General features: G+C 49.3%; 31 protein-coding genes and 1 rRNA gene. All 32 read left to right on the top strand.

From position 1 onward, the window contains the following. Window positions 1–907, top strand: a 907-nt coding sequence (gene tuf / locus BZG13_RS14335; RefSeq protein WP_077487096.1) for an elongation factor Tu, incomplete at its 5' end; no start/stop codon positions are given. Between the two features lie 186 nt (window positions 908–1,093). Further along, on the top strand, window positions 1,094–1,285 hold the full coding sequence (gene bfd, locus BZG13_RS14330) for a bacterioferritin-associated ferredoxin (RefSeq protein ID WP_046074828.1): 192 nt from the start codon (window positions 1,094–1,096) through the stop codon (window positions 1,283–1,285). 74 nt (window positions 1,286–1,359) lie between these two features. Next, on the top strand, window positions 1,360–1,851 hold the full coding sequence (gene bfr, locus BZG13_RS14325; RefSeq protein ID WP_077487095.1) for a bacterioferritin: 492 nt from the start codon (window positions 1,360–1,362) through the stop codon (window positions 1,849–1,851). 359 nt (window positions 1,852–2,210) lie between these two features. Then, window positions 2,211–2,522, top strand: a complete 312-nt coding sequence (gene rpsJ / locus BZG13_RS14320; protein ID WP_002541412.1) for a 30S ribosomal protein S10 — start codon at window positions 2,211–2,213, stop codon at window positions 2,520–2,522. A gap of 13 nt (window positions 2,523–2,535) precedes the next feature. After that, window positions 2,536–3,165 carry a 50S ribosomal protein L3 gene (gene rplC / locus BZG13_RS14315; protein WP_069362264.1) on the top strand — a complete coding sequence of 210 codons (630 nt, stop codon included), beginning with the start codon at window positions 2,536–2,538 and terminating at the stop codon, window positions 3,163–3,165. 16 nt (window positions 3,166–3,181) lie between these two features. After that, the gene (rplD, locus tag BZG13_RS14310) at window positions 3,182–3,784 is read left to right on the top strand and encodes a 50S ribosomal protein L4 (RefSeq protein WP_046074792.1); all 603 of its coding nucleotides are present in this window, start codon (window positions 3,182–3,184) and stop codon (window positions 3,782–3,784) included. Then, window positions 3,781–4,083, top strand: coding sequence for a 50S ribosomal protein L23 (rplW, locus tag BZG13_RS14305; protein ID WP_021024465.1), 303 nt, complete (start codon window positions 3,781–3,783; stop codon window positions 4,081–4,083). The genes rplD and rplW overlap by 4 nt, the downstream gene beginning before the upstream one ends. A gap of 19 nt (window positions 4,084–4,102) precedes the next feature. After that, on the top strand, window positions 4,103–4,927 hold the full coding sequence (rplB, locus tag BZG13_RS14300; RefSeq protein ID WP_077487094.1) for a 50S ribosomal protein L2: 825 nt from the start codon (window positions 4,103–4,105) through the stop codon (window positions 4,925–4,927). Window positions 4,928–4,947: 20 nt separating this feature from the next. Then, window positions 4,948–5,226, top strand: coding sequence for a 30S ribosomal protein S19 (gene rpsS / locus BZG13_RS14295; protein ID WP_021024467.1), 279 nt, complete (start codon window positions 4,948–4,950; stop codon window positions 5,224–5,226). 10 nt (window positions 5,227–5,236) lie between these two features. Next, window positions 5,237–5,569, top strand: coding sequence for a 50S ribosomal protein L22 (rplV, locus tag BZG13_RS14290; RefSeq protein ID WP_046074794.1), 333 nt, complete (start codon window positions 5,237–5,239; stop codon window positions 5,567–5,569). 19 nt (window positions 5,570–5,588) lie between these two features. After that, window positions 5,589–6,278, top strand: coding sequence for a 30S ribosomal protein S3 (gene rpsC, locus BZG13_RS14285; protein WP_046074795.1), 690 nt, complete (start codon window positions 5,589–5,591; stop codon window positions 6,276–6,278). Window positions 6,279–6,289: 11 nt separating this feature from the next. Continuing rightward, window positions 6,290–6,700, top strand: coding sequence for a 50S ribosomal protein L16 (gene rplP, locus BZG13_RS14280; protein WP_021024470.1), 411 nt, complete (start codon window positions 6,290–6,292; stop codon window positions 6,698–6,700). Next, entirely contained in the window at window positions 6,700–6,891 is a 192-nt protein-coding gene (gene rpmC / locus BZG13_RS14275) for a 50S ribosomal protein L29 (RefSeq protein ID WP_077487093.1), read from the top strand. The genes rplP and rpmC overlap by 1 nt, the downstream gene beginning before the upstream one ends. Continuing rightward, window positions 6,891–7,145, top strand: a complete 255-nt coding sequence (gene rpsQ, locus BZG13_RS14270) for a 30S ribosomal protein S17 (RefSeq protein ID WP_077487092.1) — start codon at window positions 6,891–6,893, stop codon at window positions 7,143–7,145. Before rpmC ends, rpsQ begins: the two co-directional genes overlap by 1 nt. 160 nt (window positions 7,146–7,305) lie before the next feature. Next, on the top strand, window positions 7,306–7,677 hold the full coding sequence (gene rplN / locus BZG13_RS14265; RefSeq protein WP_046074798.1) for a 50S ribosomal protein L14: 372 nt from the start codon (window positions 7,306–7,308) through the stop codon (window positions 7,675–7,677). An 11-nt stretch (window positions 7,678–7,688) separates the two neighbouring features. Further along, entirely contained in the window at window positions 7,689–8,003 is a 315-nt protein-coding gene (rplX, locus tag BZG13_RS14260) for a 50S ribosomal protein L24 (RefSeq protein ID WP_021024474.1), read from the top strand. Window positions 8,004–8,018: 15 nt separating this feature from the next. Then, window positions 8,019–8,558: a 50S ribosomal protein L5 gene (gene rplE / locus BZG13_RS14255; protein ID WP_021024475.1), complete on the top strand. Its 540-nt coding sequence runs from the start codon at window positions 8,019–8,021 to the stop codon at window positions 8,556–8,558. 17 nt (window positions 8,559–8,575) lie between these two features. After that, window positions 8,576–8,881, top strand: coding sequence for a 30S ribosomal protein S14 (gene rpsN / locus BZG13_RS14250; protein WP_046074799.1), 306 nt, complete (start codon window positions 8,576–8,578; stop codon window positions 8,879–8,881). A gap of 23 nt (window positions 8,882–8,904) precedes the next feature. After that, window positions 8,905–9,297, top strand: a complete 393-nt coding sequence (gene rpsH, locus BZG13_RS14245) for a 30S ribosomal protein S8 (RefSeq protein ID WP_069362266.1) — start codon at window positions 8,905–8,907, stop codon at window positions 9,295–9,297. 13 nt (window positions 9,298–9,310) lie between these two features. Continuing rightward, window positions 9,311–9,844 (top strand): 50S ribosomal protein L6, encoded by a 534-nt coding sequence (rplF, locus tag BZG13_RS14240; protein ID WP_077487091.1) that lies wholly within the window; start codon window positions 9,311–9,313, stop codon window positions 9,842–9,844. Window positions 9,845–9,853: 9 nt separating this feature from the next. After that, on the top strand, window positions 9,854–10,207 hold the full coding sequence (rplR, locus tag BZG13_RS14235; protein ID WP_077487090.1) for a 50S ribosomal protein L18: 354 nt from the start codon (window positions 9,854–9,856) through the stop codon (window positions 10,205–10,207). A gap of 12 nt (window positions 10,208–10,219) precedes the next feature. After that, window positions 10,220–10,717, top strand: a complete 498-nt coding sequence (gene rpsE / locus BZG13_RS14230; protein ID WP_077487089.1) for a 30S ribosomal protein S5 — start codon at window positions 10,220–10,222, stop codon at window positions 10,715–10,717. Between the two features lie 6 nt (window positions 10,718–10,723). Continuing rightward, complete coding sequence (gene rpmD, locus BZG13_RS14225) at window positions 10,724–10,903, top strand: 50S ribosomal protein L30 (RefSeq protein ID WP_069362268.1); 180 nt, start codon at window positions 10,724–10,726, stop codon at window positions 10,901–10,903. Window positions 10,904–10,907: 4 nt separating this feature from the next. Continuing rightward, entirely contained in the window at window positions 10,908–11,342 is a 435-nt protein-coding gene (gene rplO, locus BZG13_RS14220; protein ID WP_077487088.1) for a 50S ribosomal protein L15, read from the top strand. A gap of 23 nt (window positions 11,343–11,365) precedes the next feature. Then, window positions 11,366–12,691 (top strand): preprotein translocase subunit SecY, encoded by a 1,326-nt coding sequence (secY, locus tag BZG13_RS14215; protein WP_046074806.1) that lies wholly within the window; start codon window positions 11,366–11,368, stop codon window positions 12,689–12,691. Between the two features lie 27 nt (window positions 12,692–12,718). Beyond that, the gene (rpmJ, locus tag BZG13_RS14210; RefSeq protein ID WP_021024484.1) at window positions 12,719–12,832 is read left to right on the top strand and encodes a 50S ribosomal protein L36; all 114 of its coding nucleotides are present in this window, start codon (window positions 12,719–12,721) and stop codon (window positions 12,830–12,832) included. A 146-nt stretch (window positions 12,833–12,978) separates the two neighbouring features. Then, window positions 12,979–13,335: a 30S ribosomal protein S13 gene (gene rpsM / locus BZG13_RS14205; RefSeq protein ID WP_069362270.1), complete on the top strand. Its 357-nt coding sequence runs from the start codon at window positions 12,979–12,981 to the stop codon at window positions 13,333–13,335. Window positions 13,336–13,353: 18 nt separating this feature from the next. Beyond that, complete coding sequence (gene rpsK / locus BZG13_RS14200; protein WP_021024486.1) at window positions 13,354–13,743, top strand: 30S ribosomal protein S11; 390 nt, start codon at window positions 13,354–13,356, stop codon at window positions 13,741–13,743. Between the two features lie 40 nt (window positions 13,744–13,783). After that, window positions 13,784–14,404 carry a 30S ribosomal protein S4 gene (gene rpsD, locus BZG13_RS14195; RefSeq protein ID WP_046074808.1) on the top strand — a complete coding sequence of 207 codons (621 nt, stop codon included), beginning with the start codon at window positions 13,784–13,786 and terminating at the stop codon, window positions 14,402–14,404. A 23-nt stretch (window positions 14,405–14,427) separates the two neighbouring features. Then, window positions 14,428–15,417: a DNA-directed RNA polymerase subunit alpha gene (locus tag BZG13_RS14190; protein WP_046074809.1), complete on the top strand. Its 990-nt coding sequence runs from the start codon at window positions 14,428–14,430 to the stop codon at window positions 15,415–15,417. A 35-nt stretch (window positions 15,418–15,452) separates the two neighbouring features. After that, entirely contained in the window at window positions 15,453–15,839 is a 387-nt protein-coding gene (gene rplQ / locus BZG13_RS14185) for a 50S ribosomal protein L17 (RefSeq protein ID WP_046074810.1), read from the top strand. 666 nt (window positions 15,840–16,505) lie between these two features. Next, a 16S ribosomal RNA gene (locus BZG13_RS14180) occupies window positions 16,506–18,471 on the top strand. The last annotated feature ends 36 nt before the right edge of the window (window positions 18,472–18,507 follow it).

Below are 18,507 nucleotides of genomic sequence, written 5' to 3'. Positions count from 1 at the left end.
CACCGGTGCGGCGCAGATGGACGGTGGTATCCTGGTTGTTGCGGCAACTGATGGCCCAATGCCACAGACGCGTGAGCACATCCTACTTGGCCGTCAGGTTGGTATTCCAAACATCRTCGTGTTCATGAACAAATGTGACATGGTTGATGACGAAGAGCTGCTTGAGCTGGTTGAAATGGAAGTCCGTGAGCTACTTTCAGAGTATGACTTCCCAGGTGACGACTGCCCAGTTATCCAAGGTTCAGCGCTCGGTGCCCTGAACGGTGAAGAGCAGTGGGAGCAGAAGATTGTTGAGCTAGCAGAAGCCCTGGATGCTTACATCCCAGAGCCAGAGCGTGCAATCGACAAGCCGTTCATCCTGCCAATCGAAGACGTCTTCTCAATCCAAGGCCGTGGTACGGTTGTAACCGGTCGTGTTGAGCAAGGCATCATCAGCGTAGGTGACGACGTTGAAATCGTGGGCATGAAAGAGACCGCGAAGACCACCTGTACCGGTGTTGAGATGTTCCGTAAGCTTCTAGACGAAGGCCGTGCGGGTGAGAACGTTGGTGTTCTTCTGCGTGGTACTAAGCGTGACGAAGTTGAGCGTGGCCAAGTGCTGGCGAAGCCGGGTTCAATCACTCCGCACACTAAGTTCGAGTCAGAAGTTTACGTGCTGGGCAAAGACGAAGGTGGCCGTCATACGCCATTCTTCAAAGGCTATCGTCCACAGTTCTACTTCCGTACTACTGACGTAACCGGTACTATCGAGCTTCCAGAAGGCGTTGAGATGGTAATGCCTGGTGACAACATCAAGATGGTTGTTGAGCTGATCGCACCTATCGCGATGGACGAAGGTCTACGTTTCGCTATCCGTGAAGGTGGCCGTACTGTAGGCGCGGGTGTTGTTGCTAACATCATCGCTTAATTTGATAGACGCTGAGTCTTATCAATCAAAGGGAGCGCATTGCGCTCCCTTTTTGTTTGCCCTTTCTTTGACGATATTTTGATATAAATGAGCTAGTCATCAATAACCAAGCGTTATATAAAAAGTCTTTACCCTGAAAGCAATGCGAACTATTCTCGTTATAGTTCATGTTTTGAGATGATTGAGATGTTAGTTTGTATCTGCCACAGCGTATCGGATAAGACCATTAAGCATTGGGTGCGTCAGCAAGGCGTCACCAGTATCCGTGAGTTACGCCAGCTGACGCCTCTGGGGTCGCAATGTGGTAAATGTGTACGCCAAGCCAAAGAGGTGATTTACGACGAGAGCCAACTGATCACGCTGCAAAAAGCGAGTTAACCTGCAGTCAATATTTGACAGCCTCCTTATGGGTTCTACATTTGTAAAGTAGAACCCATAAGGAGGCTTTTGCCATGAAAGGCGATCCAAAATCGATAGCATTTCTCAACACGGTACTCGGTAACGAACTGATTGCGATTAATCAGTATTTTTTGCATGCGCGCATGCTTAAAGACTGGGGCTTAAAAGTCATCGCGGACAAAGAGTATGAAGAGTCCATTGATGAGATGAAGCATGCGGACAAGCTCATTGAGCGTATTTTGTTTTTAGAAGGGACGCCCAACCTGCAAGATTTAGGTAAGTTACGTATTGGTGAAGACACGCAAGAAATCTTCGAATGTGATCTTGCGCTGGAGATGCAAGCGCACGAAGACTTGAAAGAAGCCATTGCTTACACCGAAAGCATCCGCGATTTTGTGTCGCGAGATCTGTTCCAGTATATCCTCGACGACGAAGAAGAACATATTGATTGGCTCGAAACTCAGCTGGGTCTGATCGATAAAGTGGGTATCGCCAATTACAACCAAGCACAAATCATCGAAGACGCCAGTGACAAAGACGGCTAGTAGGCTTTGTGGCCAAAATGTGGACCTACACTCAGCGTGCCCTTAGTGGGCACGCTTTTTTAGGGCCTAATTATTAACCAACACTTGCAAAGCTAGCGCGCATCGGTATAATGCCCGGCACTGCTTAAGTCATTGCGACTTCCGACGCAGTTGTGAACCAATGAGCATCGAGGAATGGAACAGTAAACTGTTCGTTTAATGTATACTCCGCTTATGTTCGCAGTCATAGAATAATGGCTGACAATGTGCCTAATTTTGGCACTACGGTTTCACATAAATTAATCGGCATTCCCTCGTCTTAATGAGGTGGAATGGCGATATTGTTTGTGTAAATATTTTAGAATTTGGAGCTCTGTCTCATGCAGAACCAACGTATCCGTATCCGCCTTAAGGCGTTCGATCATCGCTTGATCGATCAGTCTACCGCGGAAATCGTTGAAACCGCTAAGCGCACTGGCGCACAGGTTAAGGGACCAATCCCTCTACCTACTCGTAAAGAGCGCTTCACCGTTCTTATTTCTCCGCACGTAAACAAAGACGCACGTGACCAGTACGAAATCCGTACTCACAAACGTCTGATCGACATCGTTGAGCCAACAGATAAAACTGTTGACGCTCTGATGCGTCTTGACCTTGCTGCGGGCGTTGATGTTCAAATCAGCCTGGGTTAAGGGGGAGTAGATAATGATTGGTCTAGTCGGTCGTAAAGTCGGTATGACTCGCATCTTCAACGAAGATGGCGTTTCTATCCCGGTCACCGTAGTTGAAGTTGAAGCGAACCGTGTTGCTCAGGTGCGTAAGCCTGACGTTGACGGTTATGCCGCAATTCAAATCACTACAGGCGAGAAGAAAGCAAGCCGTGTCAACAAGGCACAAGCTGGTCACTTTGCGAAAGCAGGTGTTGAAGCAGGCCGCGGTTTGTGGGAATTCCGTCTGGAAAATGGTGAAGAGTTCGAAGTTGGCGCTGAGCTAAACGTTGATCTTTTCGCTGAAATCAAAAAAGTAGACGTTACTGGCACGTCAAAAGGTAAGGGCTTCCAAGGCGGCGTTAAGCGTTGGAATTTCCGTACTCAAGACATGAGCCACGGTAACTCTTTGTCTCACCGTGCGCCTGGTTCTATCGGTCAATGTCAGAGCCCAGGTCGCGTATTCAAAGGCAAAAAAATGGCAGGTCACATGGGTGCTGAGCGTGTAACGACTCAAAACCTAGAGATCGTACGTGTTGACGCTGAGCGCAATCTGCTTCTTATCAAAGGTGCAGTCCCAGGTGCGACAGGTGGCAACGTGATCGTTAAACCAGCCGTTAAAGCGTAACGTCGAGGAGATAGTAATGGAATTGGTAGTCAAAGGCGCCGACGCGCTAACTGTTTCCGAAACTACCTTCGGGCGTGAATTCAACGAATCCCTGGTTCACCAGGTAGTCGTTGCATACGCAGCTGGTGCCCGTCAAGGTACTCGCGCTCAGAAAACTCGTTCAGACGTATCTGGTGGCGGTGCTAAGCCATGGCGTCAGAAGGGTACTGGTCGCGCCCGTGCAGGTACAATCCGCAGCCCAATCTGGCGCAGCGGTGGTGTCACTTTCGCAGCACGTCCTCAGGACCATGCTCAGAAAGTAAACAAAAAGATGTACCGTGGTGCTCTTAAGAGCATCCTGTCAGAGCTGGTTCGTCAAGAGCGTTTGATCGTTGTTGATAACTTCTCTGTTGAAGCACCAAAAACTAAAGAGCTTGTCGCTAAGCTGAAAGAGCTTGAGCTGAACGATGCTCTGATCGTCACTGCCGAAGTTGATGAGAACCTGTTCCTTGCCGCACGTAACCTTTATAAGGTTGACGTACGCGATACAGATACCATCGACCCAGTTAGCTTGATCGCTTTCGACAAAGTCGTGATGACTGCTGATGCAGTTAAACAAGTTGAGGAGATGCTGGCATGATCACTGAAGAGCGTATCCTAAAAGTTCTGCGTGCTCCGCACATCTCTGAAAAAGCGACGATGGCCGCTGAAAACAACAACACTGTTGTATTCAAAGTCGCCAAAGAAGCTACGAAAAAAGAGATCAAAGCGGCAGTTGAAAAACTGTTCGAAGTTGAAGTGAAGTCTGTTCGTACTCTTCTCGTTAAGGGTAAGACCAAACGTCAAGGTATGCGTGAAGGCCGTCGTAGCGACTGGAAAAAAGCGTATGTTGCCTTGAAAGAAGGTCAGGACATCGACTTCGTTGGCGGCGCTGAGTAAGACGGAGGAGTAAAAGCAAATGGCTATTATGAAATGTAAGCCGACTTCACCGGGTCGTCGTCACCTTGTTAAAGTGGTTAACCATGATCTTTATAAAGGTAAACCATATGCACCACTGCTAGAGAAAAACTCTAAGTCAGGCGGTCGCAATAACAACGGTCGAATCACAGTGCGTAACATCGGTGGTGGTCACAAGCATCATTACCGTGTAATTGACTTCAAACGTACTAAAGACGGTATCCCAGCGAAAGTTGAGCGTCTTGAGTATGATCCGAACCGTAGTGCAAACATAGCGCTTGTACTGTATTCGGACGGTGAACGTCGTTACATCATCGCACCAAAAGGCCTAAAAGCCGGTGATCAGATCCAATCTGGTGCAGATTCAGCTATCAAGGTAGGTAACACCCTGCCAATGCGTAACATCCCAGTGGGTTCTACTATCCACAATATCGAGCTTAAGCCTGGTAAAGGTGGTCAGTTAGCTCGTTCTGCGGGTGCTTATGCGCAAATCGTAGCTCGTGACGGCGCGTACGTCACACTCCGCCTGCGCAGCGGTGAAATGCGTAAGGTTCTTGCTGAAGGTCGTGCGACTCTTGGTGAAGTGGGTAACTCTGAGCACATGCTACGCGAACTGGGTAAAGCCGGTGCCGCGCGCTGGAAAGGCGCACGTCCAAGCGTACGTGGTGTTGCAATGAACCCGATTGACCACCCACACGRTGGTGGTGAAGGCCGTACCTCAGGTGGTCGTCATCCAGTATCACCATGGGGTATGCCAACTAAAGGCTTCAAGACCCGTAAGAACAAACGTACCGACAAGTACATCGTACGTCGTCGTAACAAGTAATTATTATCAGAGGATAAGCCATGCCACGTTCTCTCAAGAAAGGTCCTTTTATTGACCTGCACTTGCTGAAGAAGGTAGAGAAAGCGGTGGAAAGCGGTGACAAGAAGCCTTTAAAGACTTGGTCCCGTCGTTCAATGATCATCCCACAGATGATCGGATTGACCATCGCTGTCCATAATGGTCGTCAGCACGTACCCGTTTTCGTTTCTGAAGAAATGATCGGTCACAAGCTGGGCGAGTTTGCACCAACACGTACTTATCGCGGCCATGCTGCTGATAAGAAAGCTAAGAAGCGTTAAGGGGTAAGAAATGGAAGCTATTGCTAAACATCGCTTTGCTCGTATCTCGCCTCAAAAAGCACGTTTGGTTGCGGATCAAGTGCGCGGTAAAGACGTAGCACAAGCACTGGAACTACTGACCTTCAGCAACAAAAAAGCGGCTGACCTGGTTAAGAAAGTGTTGGAATCTGCTATTGCAAACGCCGAGCATAACGAAGGTGCGGATATCGACGATCTAAGCGTCGCCAAAGTCTTCGTGGATGAAGGCCCAATCATGAAGCGTATTATGCCTCGTGCAAAAGGCCGTGCCGATCGCATCTTGAAGCGTTCTAGCCACATCACTGTTGTTGTAGCAGACCGCTAAGAGACGAGGAGATAAAGCAATGGGTCAAAAAGTACATCCTAATGGTATTCGTCTTGGCATTGTTAAGCCTTGGAATTCCACTTGGTTTGCTAATAACCAAGATTTCGCTGACAACCTAGACGGCGACTTTAAGGTACGTCAGTTCTTGAACAATGAACTGAAAAAAGCGTCAGTCTCTCGCATCGTTATCGAGCGTCCTGCTAAGAGTGTTCGTGTGACTATTCACACGGCACGTCCTGGTGTGGTTATCGGTAAGAAAGGTGAAGATGTCGAGAAGCTGCGCGCTCATGTTGCAAAACTAGCCGGTGTACCAGCGCAAATCAACATCGCTGAAGTACGTAAGCCTGAGCTAGATGCGCAACTTGTTGGCGACAGCATCGCATCACAGCTAGAGCGCCGTGTTATGTTCCGTCGTGCGATGAAGCGCGCGGTACAAAACGCAATGCGCCTAGGTGCCAAAGGTATCAAAGTAGAAGTAAGCGGCCGTCTTGGCGGCGCTGAAATCGCTCGAACCGAGTGGTACCGTGAAGGCCGTGTGCCATTGCACACCCTTCGTGCTGACATTGATTACGCAACTTCTTCTGCTCACACCCAGTACGGTGTAATCGGCATTAAAACCTGGATCTTCAAAGGTGAGATCCTAGGTGGAATGGCTGAAGTTGAGCAAAAGGCTGACAAGCCGAAGAAGCAGCGTAAAGGCCGTAAGTAAGGAGTCTATCGATGCTTCAACCAAAACGTACTAAGTTCCGCAAGACTTTTAAAGGTCGTAACCGCGGTCTGGCGCACGGTACTGACGTAAGCTTCGGTACCTATGGCCTGAAAGCTGTTGGTCGCGGTCGTATCACTGCGCGTCAAATTGAGGCGGCTCGTCGTGCGATGACTCGTCACATTAAACGTCAAGGCCAAATCTGGATTCGTGTCTTCCCTGACAAACCAATTACTGGTAAGCCGTTGGAAGTTCGTATGGGTAAGGGTAAAGGTTCAGTTGATTACTGGGTTGCCCAAATCCAACCAGGCAAGGTCCTGTACGAAATGGATGGTGTTCCTGAATCACTGGCTCGCGAAGCGTTTGAATTAGCTTCACGTAAGCTACCGATCAAAACCACTTTCGTAACTAAGGCGGTGATGTGATGAAAGCACAAGAACTACGTGAAAAGACTGCTGAGCAGCTGAACGAAGAGCTATTGGGTCTGCTACGTGAGCAGTTTAACCTGCGCATGCAAGCGGCTACTGGCCAACTTCAGCAAACTCACACTCTTAAAGCTGTTCGTCGCGATATCGCACGTGTAAAAACCGTACTGACTGAGAAGGCTAACGCATAATGAGCGAGAACATCCGCACTCAGCAAGGTCGCGTTATCAGCGACAAAGGCGATAAAACTATCGTCGTTGCTATCGAGCGTTTTGTGAAACACCCAATCTACGGTAAGTACATTAAGCGCACGACTAAGCTACATGTACACGATGAATCAAACCAGTGTAACCAAGGTGACACTGTTGAGGTTCGTGAGTGTCGTCCAATCTCTAAGCAAAAGTCTTGGACATTGGTTCGCGTTGTTGAAAAATCACGCATCTAAGCGATTTTTCATACAATAATAAGTCAAACGGCTCTCATTCGGGGGGCCGTTTATTTTTTATCTACCCATCTGGTCAAAATAGTGTTATTATTCGCCGCCCTTGTAAAAAGGCAGCCCGACCCGAGATGGGTCTAGATGTAATAACAGCGGAGCACTAACAATGATCCAAATGCAAAGTATGCTGGACGCAGCCGACAACTCCGGCGCTCGCAGTGTAATGTGTATTAAGGTTCTGGGTGGCTCTCACCGTCGTTACGCCCACGTTGGCGACATCATCAAAGTTACCGTTAAGGATTCAATCCCACGCGGTAAAGTGAAAAAAGGTGATGTGCTTAAGGCGGTGGTAGTTCGCACCCGTAAAGGCGTACGTCGTCCAGACGGCTCTGTCATTCGCTTCGACCGCAATGCTTGCGTGTTGTTGAACAACACGAACGAGCAACTAGTCGGCACACGTATCTTTGGCCCTGTGACACGCGAACTTCGTACTGAGAAGTTCATGAAAATTGTGTCTCTGGCGCCTGAAGTTCTGTAAGGAGCGATCTCATGGCAGCTAAAATCCGTCGTAACGACGAAGTTATCGTTCTTGCCGGTAAAGACAAAGGCAAGAAAGGTAAAGTATCTAAGGTTCTACCGACCGGTAAAGTTATCGTTGAAGGTATTAACCTCGTGAAGAAACACCAGAAGCCGGTTCCGGCTCTGGGCACTCAAGGTGGCATCGTTGAACAAGAAGCCGCTATTGACGTTTCAAACGTGGCGATCTTTAACGCAGCTGCTGGTAAAGGTGACCGTGTAGGCTTCCGATTTGAAGACGGCAAAAAAGTGCGTTTCTTCAAGTCGAATGGCGAAACTATTAAGTAATTCTGGAGTAGTACAATGGCGAAACTGCATGATTACTACAAAGAGACAGTTGTAGCTGAGCTATCTAAGCAATTTGGTTACAAAAGCATCATGCAAGTCCCAGGGATCGAAAAGATCACCCTAAACATGGGTGTGGGCGAAGCTCTGAACGACAAGAAACTGCTTGAAAATGCAGCTGCTGATATGACCGCAATTTCTGGTCAAAAGCCGCTGATCACTAAAGCACGTAAATCAGTCGCAGGCTTTAAGATCCGTGAGGGCTACCCAATTGGTTGTAAAGTAACCCTACGTGGCGAGCGTATGTGGGACTTCTTTGAGCGTTTGATCGCTATCGCAGTTCCTCGTATCCGTGACTTCCGTGGTCTGAACCCGAAAGCGTTCGACGGTCGCGGTAACTACAGCATGGGCGTTCGCGAGCAAATCATCTTCCCTGAGATTGACTACGACAAAGTCGATCGTATCCGTGGTCTTGATATTACTATCACTACCACCGCAGGTACAGATGAGGAAGGTCGAGCTCTGCTGGCTGCCTTTAACTTCCCATTCCGTAAGTAAGGTGAAGGGTTACTGTTATGGCTAAAAAATCGATGAAAGCACGTGACGTAAAACGTGCGAAGCTCGCAGCCCGTTATGCTGAAAAGCGTGACAACCTGCGTGCGACCATTAAGAATGTTAACACGTCAGACGAAGAGCGTTGGGACGCTGTCCTGAAGCTTCAGTCGCTACCACGTGATTCTGCGAAGTCTCGTCAGCGTAACCGCTGTAACCAGACTGGTCGTCCACATGGCTACCTACGCAAATTCGGCCTGAGCCGAATCAAGGTTCGTGAAGCTTGCATGAAAGGCGAGATTCCGGGTCTGCGTAAGGCAAGCTGGTAATTGAATCACGGGAGTAAAGACTTATGAGCATGCAAGATCCGATCTCGGATATGCTGACCCGCTTACGCAACGGTCAGACAGCAAAAAAAGTTGCTGTTAAAATGCCTTCGTCAAAGCTAAAAGTGGCAATTGCTGAGCTACTAAAAGCAGAAGGTTACGTGGCTGACGTCGCAGTAAACAGCGACGCGAAGCCTGAACTGGAAGTGACGTTGAAATACTTCGAATCTAAACCAGTTATCGAGCAAATCCAACGTGTTAGCCGTCCAGGCCTGCGCATCTACAAAAAGAAAGATGAGTTGCCTTCAGTGATGGGTGGCCTTGGTATTGCTGTTGTATCAACTTCGAAAGGTTTGATGACCGATCGCGCAGCTCGCAAAGCGGGTCTGGGCGGTGAAATCATCTGCTACGTAGCTTAATAAGGAGTAGGAAATGTCTCGTGTTGCAAAAGCACCTGTCGTAGTTCCTGCCGGCGTAGAGGTGAAACTTAACGGTCAGGAAATCACTGTAAAAGGAAGCAAAGGCGAACTAAGCCGCACGCTTCACGATATGGTGGCAGTAAGCCAAGAAGAGAACACCATTACTTTCGCACCACGTGTGGAGCACGCTAAAGCATGGGCTCATGCTGGTACCGCGCGCGCACTGGTTAACAGCATGGTAGTGGGTGTGACTGAAGGCTTTACCAAGAAACTAATCCTGAAAGGTGTTGGTTATCGTGCAAACGTTGCCGGTGACAAACTTAACCTGACACTTGGTTTCTCTCACCCGGTTGAGCACGCTCTGCCAGAGGGTGTTAAGGCAGAATGCCCAAGCCAAACTGAAATTGTTATCAGCGGCGCTGATAAACAAGCGGTTGGCCAGGTGGCTGCTGAAATTCGCGCATACCGCAAGCCAGAGCCTTATAAAGGCAAAGGCGTTCGTTACTCTGACGAAGCTGTGCGTACTAAAGAAGCTAAGAAGAAGTAAGGTAACACTATGGATAAGAAAGCATCTCGTATCCGTCGTGCGACCAAAGCACGACGCAAGATCGCGGAAATGGGTGCGACTCGCCTGGTGGTACACCGTACTCCACGTCATGTGTACGCACAGGTTATCGCTGGTAACGGCGCGGAAGTAATCGCTGCCGCTTCTACCGYAGAAAAAGCGATCCGTGAGCAAGTGAAGAGCACCGGTAACAAAGACGCCGCTGCAGCCGTGGGTAAGATCATTGCTGAGCGAGCGAAGGAAAAAGGCATCGAAGCCGTTGCTTTTGACCGTTCCGGTTTCCAATACCACGGCCGTGTGGCTGCACTGGCAGATGCTGCCCGTGAAGCTGGTCTGAAATTCTAAGGTAGGTGGAAGATGGCTAACGATAAACAACAAAGTGATTTGCATGAGAAGCTGATCGCTGTAAACCGTGTTTCTAAAACGGTTAAAGGTGGTCGCATCTTTACCTTCACCGCCCTGACTGTGGTAGGTGATGGTAACGGTCGCGTCGGTTTCGGTTACGGTAAAGCCCGTGAAGTACCCGCAGCGATCCAAAAATCAATGGAAAAAGCGCGCCGTAACATGATTACTGTTGCGCTGAAAGACGGTACTCTGCACCACGCTGTTAAAGGCCGCCACACTGGTTCAAAAGTGTATATGCAGCCAGCATCAGAAGGTACAGGTATCATCGCCGGTGGTGCGATGCGTGCCGTGCTTGAAGTAGCAGGCGTTCAAGACGTTCTGGCGAAAGCATACGGTTCGACCAACCCAATCAACATCGTTCGTGCAACGATTGATGGTCTGGGTGGTACGAAGTCTCCAGAGATGGTAGCTGCGAAACGTGGCATGCCTGTCAACGAAATTCTGGGGTAATACGACATGGCTAAGACAATTAAAGTAACTCAGACTCGTAGCGCTATCGGCCGCTTGCCGAAGCACAAAGCGACCCTGCGTGGCTTGGGCCTTCGTCGCATCAACCACACTGTTGAACTTGAAGATACACCGTGCGTGCGCGGTATGATCAACAAGGTCAACTACATGGTTAAAGTGGAGGGGTAATCACATGCGTTTGAATACTCTATCTCCGGCTGCAGGCTCAAAGCCTTCTGCGAAGCGTGTAGGCCGTGGTATTGGTTCAGGCCTGGGTAAAACCGGTGCCCGTGGTCATAAAGGTCAGAAATCACGTTCAGGTGGTTCAGTACGCCCAGGTTTCGAAGGCGGTCAAATGCCTTTGAAACAGCGTCTGCCAAAATTCGGTTTTACTTCGCGTAAAGGCCTCACTTCTGCTGAAGTCCGTCTCGGCGAGCTAGCAAAAGTTGACGGTGACGTGGTAAGCCTTGAAACACTGAAAGCAGCGAATGTTATCGCGCAAGACACTCGTACGGCGAAAATCGTACTGTCTGGTGAAATCGCTCGCTCAGTGACAGTGAAAGGTGTTCGTGTCACTAAAGGCGCTAAAGCGGCAATCGAAGCTGCAGGCGGTAAAATCGAGGAATAATTTAGCTCGAGGACGAGGTACAGATGGCAAAACAACCAGGACAAAACTTCAGTAGTGCAAAAGGCGGAGTTGCGGAGCTCAAAAGCCGCTTACTTTTTGTAGCAATGGCATTATTGGTATTCCGTGCCGGCTCTTTTGTACCCATTCCTGGTATTGACGCTGCTGTACTTGCCGATCTGTTCGAACAGCAACAAGGGACCATCATTGACTTGGTTAACATGTTCTCTGGTGGTGCCCTTGAGCGTGCTTCGATACTGGCACTGGGCATTATGCCGTATATTTCGGCATCGATTATTGTTCAGTTATTGTCAGTGGTTCATCCCGCGTTAGCGGAGTTGAAAAAAGAGGGTGAATCTGGCCGTCGCAAGATAAGTCAGTATACCCGCTACGGCACGCTGGTGTTGGCAACGTTCCAAGCAATTGGAATCGCGACCGGGTTACCGAGTATGATGCCAGGTTTGGTGATAAATCCAGGCCCCGCATTTTACTTTACTGCGGTAGTGAGTTTGGTCACAGGTACCATGTTCTTGATGTGGTTAGGTGAGCAAATTACTGAACGCGGCATTGGTAACGGCATTTCGTTGATTATCTTCACCGGGATTGTCGCGGGTCTGCCACCCGCAATTGGACAGACAATAGAGCAAGCGCGTCAAGGCGACATGTCTCCGCTTCTCTTGCTAGGTATCGCAGTGATCGTATTGGCGGTCGTCTACTTTGTGGTCTTTATGGAGCGTGGTCAACGTCGTATCGTTGTTAACTACGCGAAGCGGCAACAAGGTCGCCGTGTCTTTGCAGCGCAAAGCACGCACCTGCCACTTAAGATCAACATGGCAGGCGTTATCCCTGCGATTTTTGCATCAAGTATTATTTTGTTCCCTGGCACGCTTGCTAACTGGTTTGGTAAGGGTGATCAGACAAGCTGGCTAACCGATGTGTCATTGGCACTGAGTCCGGGGCAACCAGCGTACGTAATACTTTATGCGGCAGCGATTATCTTCTTCTGCTTTTTCTATACGGCGTTGGTGTTCAACCCGCGAGAAACAGCAGATAATTTGAAGAAGTCAGGAGCGTTCGTACCTGGTATTCGCCCGGGTGAGCAGACTGCTAAATACATTGATAAAGTGATGACACGGTTAACCCTTGCTGGCGCCATGTATATTACCTTTATCTGTCTGATCCCCGAGTTCATGATGATTGCGTGGGATGTCCACTTTTACTTTGGTGGTACATCACTACTTATCGTAGTAGTCGTAATCATGGACTTTATGGCTCAAGTTCAGACTCATTTGATGTCTCAACAATATGAGTCCGTGTTGAAAAAAGCCAACCTCAAAGGCTACGGCCGCTAATAGGTTGTCTATTTACGGAGTTTAGCAATGAAAGTTCGTGCTTCCGTTAAGAAAATCTGCCGTAACTGTAAAGTGATCAAGCGTAACGGTACCGTTCGTGTGATCTGCAGTGAGCCAAAGCACAAGCAACGCCAAGGCTAATAGCAGAATATTTTTCTTGCAAAATGAGGTCAGGCTGGCTACATTAGCCAGCCCACCTTTTGTATGTGCAAAAGAAGTGGTTATGCCGCTGCGTATCCTCGACGGGCTCTGCAGCGGTTCTACTTGAAAAGTACTAGGAGTGAATAGTGGCCCGTATAGCAGGCATTAACATTCCTGATCAAAAGCATGCTGTTATCGCATTGACTGCGATTTACGGCGTCGGCAAAACCACCTCTCAAGCTATTCTAGCTGAAGTAGGTATTGCTGAAAGCACTAAGATCAGTGAACTATCAGAAGAACAGATCGACCAATTGCGTGACGGTGTGGCTAAATACACCGTAGAAGGCGATCTACGTCGTGAAATTTCCATGAACATCAAGCGTCTTATGGACCTTGGTTGTAACCGCGGTATTCGTCATCGTCGCAGCTTGCCACTACGTGGTCAGCGTACGAAGACCAATGCTCGTACCCGTAAGGGTCCGCGCAAGCCGATCAAGAAATAATCGGGGTAGATAAGTACTATGGCTAAACAAGCAACTCGTGCACGCAAACGCGTACGCAAGCAAGTCGCTGATGGCGTCGCGCACATTCATGCGTCTTTCAATAACACAATCGTGACGATTTCTGACCGTCAAGGTAACGCTCTTGCATGGGCGACCGCCGGTGGTTCAGGTTTCCGTGGCTCTCGTAAGTCAACTCCATACGCTGCGCAGGTTGCTGCAGAGCGCTGTGGTGAAATGGCGAAAGAGTACGGCCTGAAAAACCTCGAAGTGATGGTTAAAGGTCCAGGTCCAGGTCGCGAGTCTACTATTCGTGCCTTGAACGCAGCGGGCTTCCGCATCACTAACATTGTTGATGCGACGCCAATCCCGCATAACGGTTGTCGTCCACCTAAGAAACGCCGTGTTTAATACGCACTAGCGCTGTTTCTTAGAATATTGGAGAAAGATCATGGCAAGATATTTGGGTCCTAAGCTGAAGCTTAGCCGTCGCGAAGGCACTGACTTATTCCTTAAGTCGGGCGTACGCGCGATTGATACCAAGTGTAAAATCGATAACGTCCCAGGCGTTCACGGTCAGCGTCGCGGCCGTCTGTCTGACTATGGCGTTCAGCTTCGTGAGAAGCAAAAAGTACGTCGTATGTACGGCGTAATGGAAAAGCAGTTCCGTAACTACTACAAAGACGCTGCCCGCATCAAGGGTAATACAGGTGAAAACCTGCTTCAGCTTCTTGAAGGTCGCCTAGACAACGTAGTTTACCGCATGGGCTTTGGTGCAACACGCGCCGAATCACGTCAGCTGGTAAGCCACAAAGCGATCCTCGTTAACGGCAAAGTAGTTAACGTACCTTCTTTCAAGGTTTCGGCAAACGACGTGATTAGCATTCGCGAGAAAGCTAAGAACCAGGCGCGTATCAAAGCAGCTCTAGAAGTTGCCGCTCAACGCGAACTGCCAACTTGGATCGAAGTAGACAGCAAGAAGATGGAAGGCACATTCAAGCGCCTACCAGAGCGTTCTGATTTGTCTGCTGACATCAACGAACACCTGATCGTCGAGCTTTACTCTAAGTAAAGCTGAACTAAAGAGAGGACATAATGCAGGGTTCTGTAACAGAATTTCTTAAGCCGCGTCTAGTTGATATTGAACAAGTTAGCTCGACGCACGCAAAAGTAACTCTTGAACCCCTAGAGCGTGGTTTTGGCCATACTCTGGGGAATGCGCTACGTCGTATCCTACTTTCATCTATGCCAGGCTGTGCGGTGACGGAAGTTGAAATTGACGGCGTACTGCACGAGTACAGCACCAAAGAAGGGGTTCAGGAAGATATCCTGGAAATCCTACTTAACCTTAAAGGCCTAGCCGTTAAGGTTGAGGGTAAAGATGAAGTTATCCTTACTCTGACCAAGTCTGGTGCAGGCCCTGTTGTTGCAGGCGACATCACCCATGATGGTGGTGTTGAGATTGCGAACCCAGAACACGTTATCTGCCACCTGACTGATGCAAGCGCTGAAATTAGCATGCGTATCAAGGTAGAACGTGGTCGTGGCTATGTACCAGCGTCTGCGCGTATCGATAGCGAAGACGACGAGCGTCCAATCGGTCGCCTACTTGTTGACGCAACGTTCAGCCCAGTAGATCGCATTGCTTACAAAGTGGAAGCAGCGCGTGTCGAACAGCGTACGGACCTCGACAAGCTGGTCATCGATATGGAAACTAACGGTACACTGGATCCTGAGGAAGCGATTCGCCGTGCGGCAACCATCCTAGCAGAACAGCTAGATGCGTTTGTTGACCTGCGCGATGTACGTGTCCCTGAGGAGAAAGAAGAGAAGCCAGAGTTCGATCCGATCCTACTGCGTCCTGTAGACGATCTTGAACTAACTGTTCGCTCTGCTAACTGTTTGAAAGCAGAAGCGATTCACTATATCGGTGATCTGGTACAGCGTACCGAGGTTGAGCTTCTGAAAACGCCAAACCTTGGTAAGAAGTCTTTGACTGAAATTAAAGACGTGCTGGCATCACGTGGTCTGTCTCTAGGTATGCGCCTAGAAAACTGGCCGCCAGCATCCATTGCTGAAGATTAATCAGAGACTGATTATTTAGTTAGAAGGATTAGGTCATGCGCCATCGTAAGAGTGGTCGTCAACTCAATCGCAACAGCAGCCATCGTAAAGCGATGTTCAGCAACATGGCTAGCTCGCTGGTAACTCACGAAGTTATCAAAACAACTTTGCCAAAGGCAAAAGAGCTGCGTCGCGTCATTGAACCGTTGATTACCTTAGCTAAAAACGACAGTGTTGCTAACCGTCGTGTAGCATTCGCTCGTACTCGTAACGACGAAGTTGTAGCGAAACTGTTTAATGAACTCGGCCCACGTTTTGCTTCACGTGCTGGCGGTTACACTCGCATTCTGAAATGCGGTGTTCGCTCTGGTGATAAAGCCCCAATGGCTTACATCGAGCTTGTTGATCGCCCAGAGCAAGACGCTGAGCAAGCTGCAGAGTAAGTTTTATTACTTATAAGCAGCACCCAGAAAAGCCAGGCAATTTGCCTGGCTTTTTCTTTATCCGGCCCTTCACCATCGCGTTGTAAAAACGGTCCACGCTTTTCGCGTATAGCCTCACTCCTCGTTTAACTAAGGTGGATAGGCGCTACGGATAAGAACGAGTCGCGAAATAGTAACTTTTGGTGCTTAGAGAGTAGAAACGGGCATTATTGGCTAAAACAGAGCAGATCGACTAAAAATAGAGCGCTTAAAAGAAAAGTGAAAATTAATGATTGACGCTTGTCACAAAAGCTTTAGAATGCCGCCCTACTTAACGCAGACAGCGCGTTAGGGGAGTCAAAAAGAGGTTTTGCTTCACCCAGTTGGGTTGAAAATAAAAGATGAAATTTCTTCTTGACTTTAACGGTAAGGCGCGTAAGATACGCAGCCCTGACCAAGCGAAGCGCCGCTTCGCACAGTCAACGCTCTTTAACAATTTGACCTATGCAATCTGTGTGGGCACTCGTTGAGAATAGACAAAAAGATTTATTCGATGAACTGAGTGACCAATACGAAACAACGTTTACGTTGTTCGGCACAGTCAATTCGTTTGTCTCGCAAGAGACGAACAAAACAGTATTTATCGAGCCGTTTGTCTTTTCTTAGGAAAAGCAAACACCAAAACTTTAATTGAAGAGTTTGATCATGGCTCAGATTGAACGCTGGCGGCAGGCCTAACACATGCAAGTCGAGCGGAAACGGCAGYATTGAAGCTTCGGTGGATTTRCTGGACGTCGAGCGGCGGACGGGTGAGTAACGGCTGGGAACCTGCCCTGACGAGGGGGATAACCGTTGGAAACGACGGCTAATACCGCATAATGTCTTGRYTCGTTAGAGTCAGGACCAAAGGTGGCCTCTACATGTAAGCTATCGCGTTGGGATGGGCCCAGTTAGGATTAGCTAGTTGGTAAGGTAATGGCTTACCAAGGCRACGATCCTTAGCTGGTTTGAGAGGATGATCAGCCACACTGGGACTGAGACACGGCCCAGACTCCTACGGGAGGCAGCAGTGGGGAATATTGCACAATGGGGGAGACCCTGATGCAGCCATGCCGCGTGTGTGAAGAAGGCCTTCGGGTTGTAAAGCACTTTCAGCAGTGAGGAAGGTGGTGTACTTAATAMGTGCAYGGCTTGACGTTAGCTGCAGAAGAAGCACCGGCTAACTCCGTGCCAGCAGCCGCGGTAATACGGAGGGTGCGAGCGTTAATCGGAATTACTGGGCGTAAAGCGCATGCAGGCGGTTTGTTAAGTCAGATGTGAAAGCCCGGGGCTCAACCTCGGAACCGCATTTGAAACTGGCAGGCTAGAGTCTTGTAGAGGGGGGTAGAATTTCAGGTGTAGCGGTGAAATGCGTAGAGATCTGAAGGAATACCAGTGGCGAAGGCGGCCCCCTGGACAAAGACTGACGCTCAGATGCGAAAGCGTGGGTAGCAAACAGGATTAGATACCCTGGTAGTCCACGCCGTAAACGCTGTCTACTTGGAGGTTGAGGTTTAGACTTTGGCTTTCGGCGCTAACGCATTAAGTAGACCGCCTGGGGAGTACGGCCGCAAGGTTAAAACTCAAATGAATTGACGGGGGCCCGCACAAGCGGTGGAGCATGTGGTTTAATTCGATGCAACGCGAAGAACCTTACCTACTCTTGACATCCAGAGTCCACGCCGTAAACGCTGTCTACTTGGAGGTTGAGGTTTAGACTTTGGCTTTCGGCGCTAACGCATTAAGTAGACCGCCTGGGGAGTACGGCCGCAAGGTTAAAACTCAAATGAATTGACGGGGGCCCGCACAAGCGGTGGAGCATGTGGTTTAATTCGATGCAACGCGAAGAACCTTACCTACTCTTGACATCCAGWGAACTTTCCAGAGATGGATTGGTGCCTTCGGGAACACTGAGACAGGTGCTGCATGGCTGTCGTCAGCTCGTGTTGTGAAATGTTGGGTTAAGTCCCGCAACGAGCGCAACCCTTATCCTTGTTTGCCAGCACGTAATGGTGGGAACTCCAGGGAGACTGCCGGTGATAAACCGGAGGAAGGTGGGGACGACGTCAAGTCATCATGGCCCTTACGAGTAGGGCTACACACGTGCTGCTGAGACAGGTGCTGCATGGCTGTCGTCAGCTCGTGTTGTGAAATGTTGGGTTAAGTCCCGCAACGAGCGCAACCCTTATCCTTGTTTGCCAGCACGTAATGGTGGGAACTCCAGGGAGACTGCCGGTGATAAACCGGAGGAAGGTGGGGACGACGTCAAGTCATCATGGCCCTTACGAGTAGGGCTACACACGTGCTACAATGGCAGATACAGAGGGCAGCGAMGCTGCGAAGTRGAGCGAATCCCTTAAAGTYTGTCGTAGTCCGGATTGGAGTCTGCAACTCGACTCCATGAAGTCGGAATCGCTAGTAATCGTGGATCAGAATGCCACGGTGAATACGTTCCCGGGCCTTGTACACACCGCCCGTCACACCATGGGAGTGGGCTGCACCAGAAGTAGATAGCTTAACCTTCGGGAGGGCGTTTACCACGGTGTGGTTCATGACTGGGGTGAAGTCGTAACAAGGTAGCCCTAGGGGAACCTGGGGCTGGATCACCTCCTTACTGACGCTATTGTTGCGAGTGCTATTGTTGCGAGTG

Origin of the sequence: Salinivibrio sp. ML323 (assembly GCF_001995745.1) — a bacterium.
Classification (GTDB): domain Bacteria; phylum Pseudomonadota; class Gammaproteobacteria; order Enterobacterales; family Vibrionaceae; genus Salinivibrio; species Salinivibrio kushneri.
Note: the sequence above shows the minus strand (reverse complement) of the source record. Positions and strands in the feature narration are given on the sequence as shown.

Bases quoted from the DNA above. Each gene is read 5' to 3' on its own strand.
- rpsE (WP_077487089.1), top strand. From the start codon at position 10,220: ATGGCTAACGATAAACAACAAAGTGATTTGCATGAGAAGCTGATCGCT.
- rpsN (WP_046074799.1), top strand. From the start codon at position 8,576: ATGGCTAAAAAATCGATGAAAGCACGTGACGTAAAACGTGCGAAGCTC.
- rplO (WP_077487088.1), top strand. From the start codon at position 10,908: ATGCGTTTGAATACTCTATCTCCGGCTGCAGGCTCAAAGCCTTCTGCG.
- rplN (WP_046074798.1), top strand. From the start codon at position 7,306: ATGATCCAAATGCAAAGTATGCTGGACGCAGCCGACAACTCCGGCGCT.
- BZG13_RS14190 (WP_046074809.1), top strand. From the start codon at position 14,428: ATGCAGGGTTCTGTAACAGAATTTCTTAAGCCGCGTCTAGTTGATATT.
- rpsJ (WP_002541412.1), top strand. From the start codon at position 2,211: ATGCAGAACCAACGTATCCGTATCCGCCTTAAGGCGTTCGATCATCGC.
- rplD (WP_046074792.1), top strand. From the start codon at position 3,182: ATGGAATTGGTAGTCAAAGGCGCCGACGCGCTAACTGTTTCCGAAACT.
- rplX (WP_021024474.1), top strand. From the start codon at position 7,689: ATGGCAGCTAAAATCCGTCGTAACGACGAAGTTATCGTTCTTGCCGGT.
- rplQ (WP_046074810.1), top strand. From the start codon at position 15,453: ATGCGCCATCGTAAGAGTGGTCGTCAACTCAATCGCAACAGCAGCCAT.
- rplP (WP_021024470.1), top strand. From the start codon at position 6,290: ATGCTTCAACCAAAACGTACTAAGTTCCGCAAGACTTTTAAAGGTCGT.
- rpmJ (WP_021024484.1), top strand. From the start codon at position 12,719: ATGAAAGTTCGTGCTTCCGTTAAGAAAATCTGCCGTAACTGTAAAGTG.
- rpsS (WP_021024467.1), top strand. From the start codon at position 4,948: ATGCCACGTTCTCTCAAGAAAGGTCCTTTTATTGACCTGCACTTGCTG.
- rpmD (WP_069362268.1), top strand. From the start codon at position 10,724: ATGGCTAAGACAATTAAAGTAACTCAGACTCGTAGCGCTATCGGCCGC.
- rpsD (WP_046074808.1), top strand. From the start codon at position 13,784: ATGGCAAGATATTTGGGTCCTAAGCTGAAGCTTAGCCGTCGCGAAGGC.
- rpsK (WP_021024486.1), top strand. From the start codon at position 13,354: ATGGCTAAACAAGCAACTCGTGCACGCAAACGCGTACGCAAGCAAGTC.
- rplV (WP_046074794.1), top strand. From the start codon at position 5,237: ATGGAAGCTATTGCTAAACATCGCTTTGCTCGTATCTCGCCTCAAAAA.
- secY (WP_046074806.1), top strand. From the start codon at position 11,366: ATGGCAAAACAACCAGGACAAAACTTCAGTAGTGCAAAAGGCGGAGTT.
- rpsQ (WP_077487092.1), top strand. From the start codon at position 6,891: ATGAGCGAGAACATCCGCACTCAGCAAGGTCGCGTTATCAGCGACAAA.
- bfr (WP_077487095.1), top strand. From the start codon at position 1,360: ATGAAAGGCGATCCAAAATCGATAGCATTTCTCAACACGGTACTCGGT.
- rpsC (WP_046074795.1), top strand. From the start codon at position 5,589: ATGGGTCAAAAAGTACATCCTAATGGTATTCGTCTTGGCATTGTTAAG.
- rpmC (WP_077487093.1), top strand. From the start codon at position 6,700: ATGAAAGCACAAGAACTACGTGAAAAGACTGCTGAGCAGCTGAACGAA.
- rplW (WP_021024465.1), top strand. From the start codon at position 3,781: ATGATCACTGAAGAGCGTATCCTAAAAGTTCTGCGTGCTCCGCACATC.
- rplF (WP_077487091.1), top strand. From the start codon at position 9,311: ATGTCTCGTGTTGCAAAAGCACCTGTCGTAGTTCCTGCCGGCGTAGAG.
- rplC (WP_069362264.1), top strand. From the start codon at position 2,536: ATGATTGGTCTAGTCGGTCGTAAAGTCGGTATGACTCGCATCTTCAAC.
- rplE (WP_021024475.1), top strand. From the start codon at position 8,019: ATGGCGAAACTGCATGATTACTACAAAGAGACAGTTGTAGCTGAGCTA.
- bfd (WP_046074828.1), top strand. From the start codon at position 1,094: ATGTTAGTTTGTATCTGCCACAGCGTATCGGATAAGACCATTAAGCAT.
- rpsH (WP_069362266.1), top strand. From the start codon at position 8,905: ATGAGCATGCAAGATCCGATCTCGGATATGCTGACCCGCTTACGCAAC.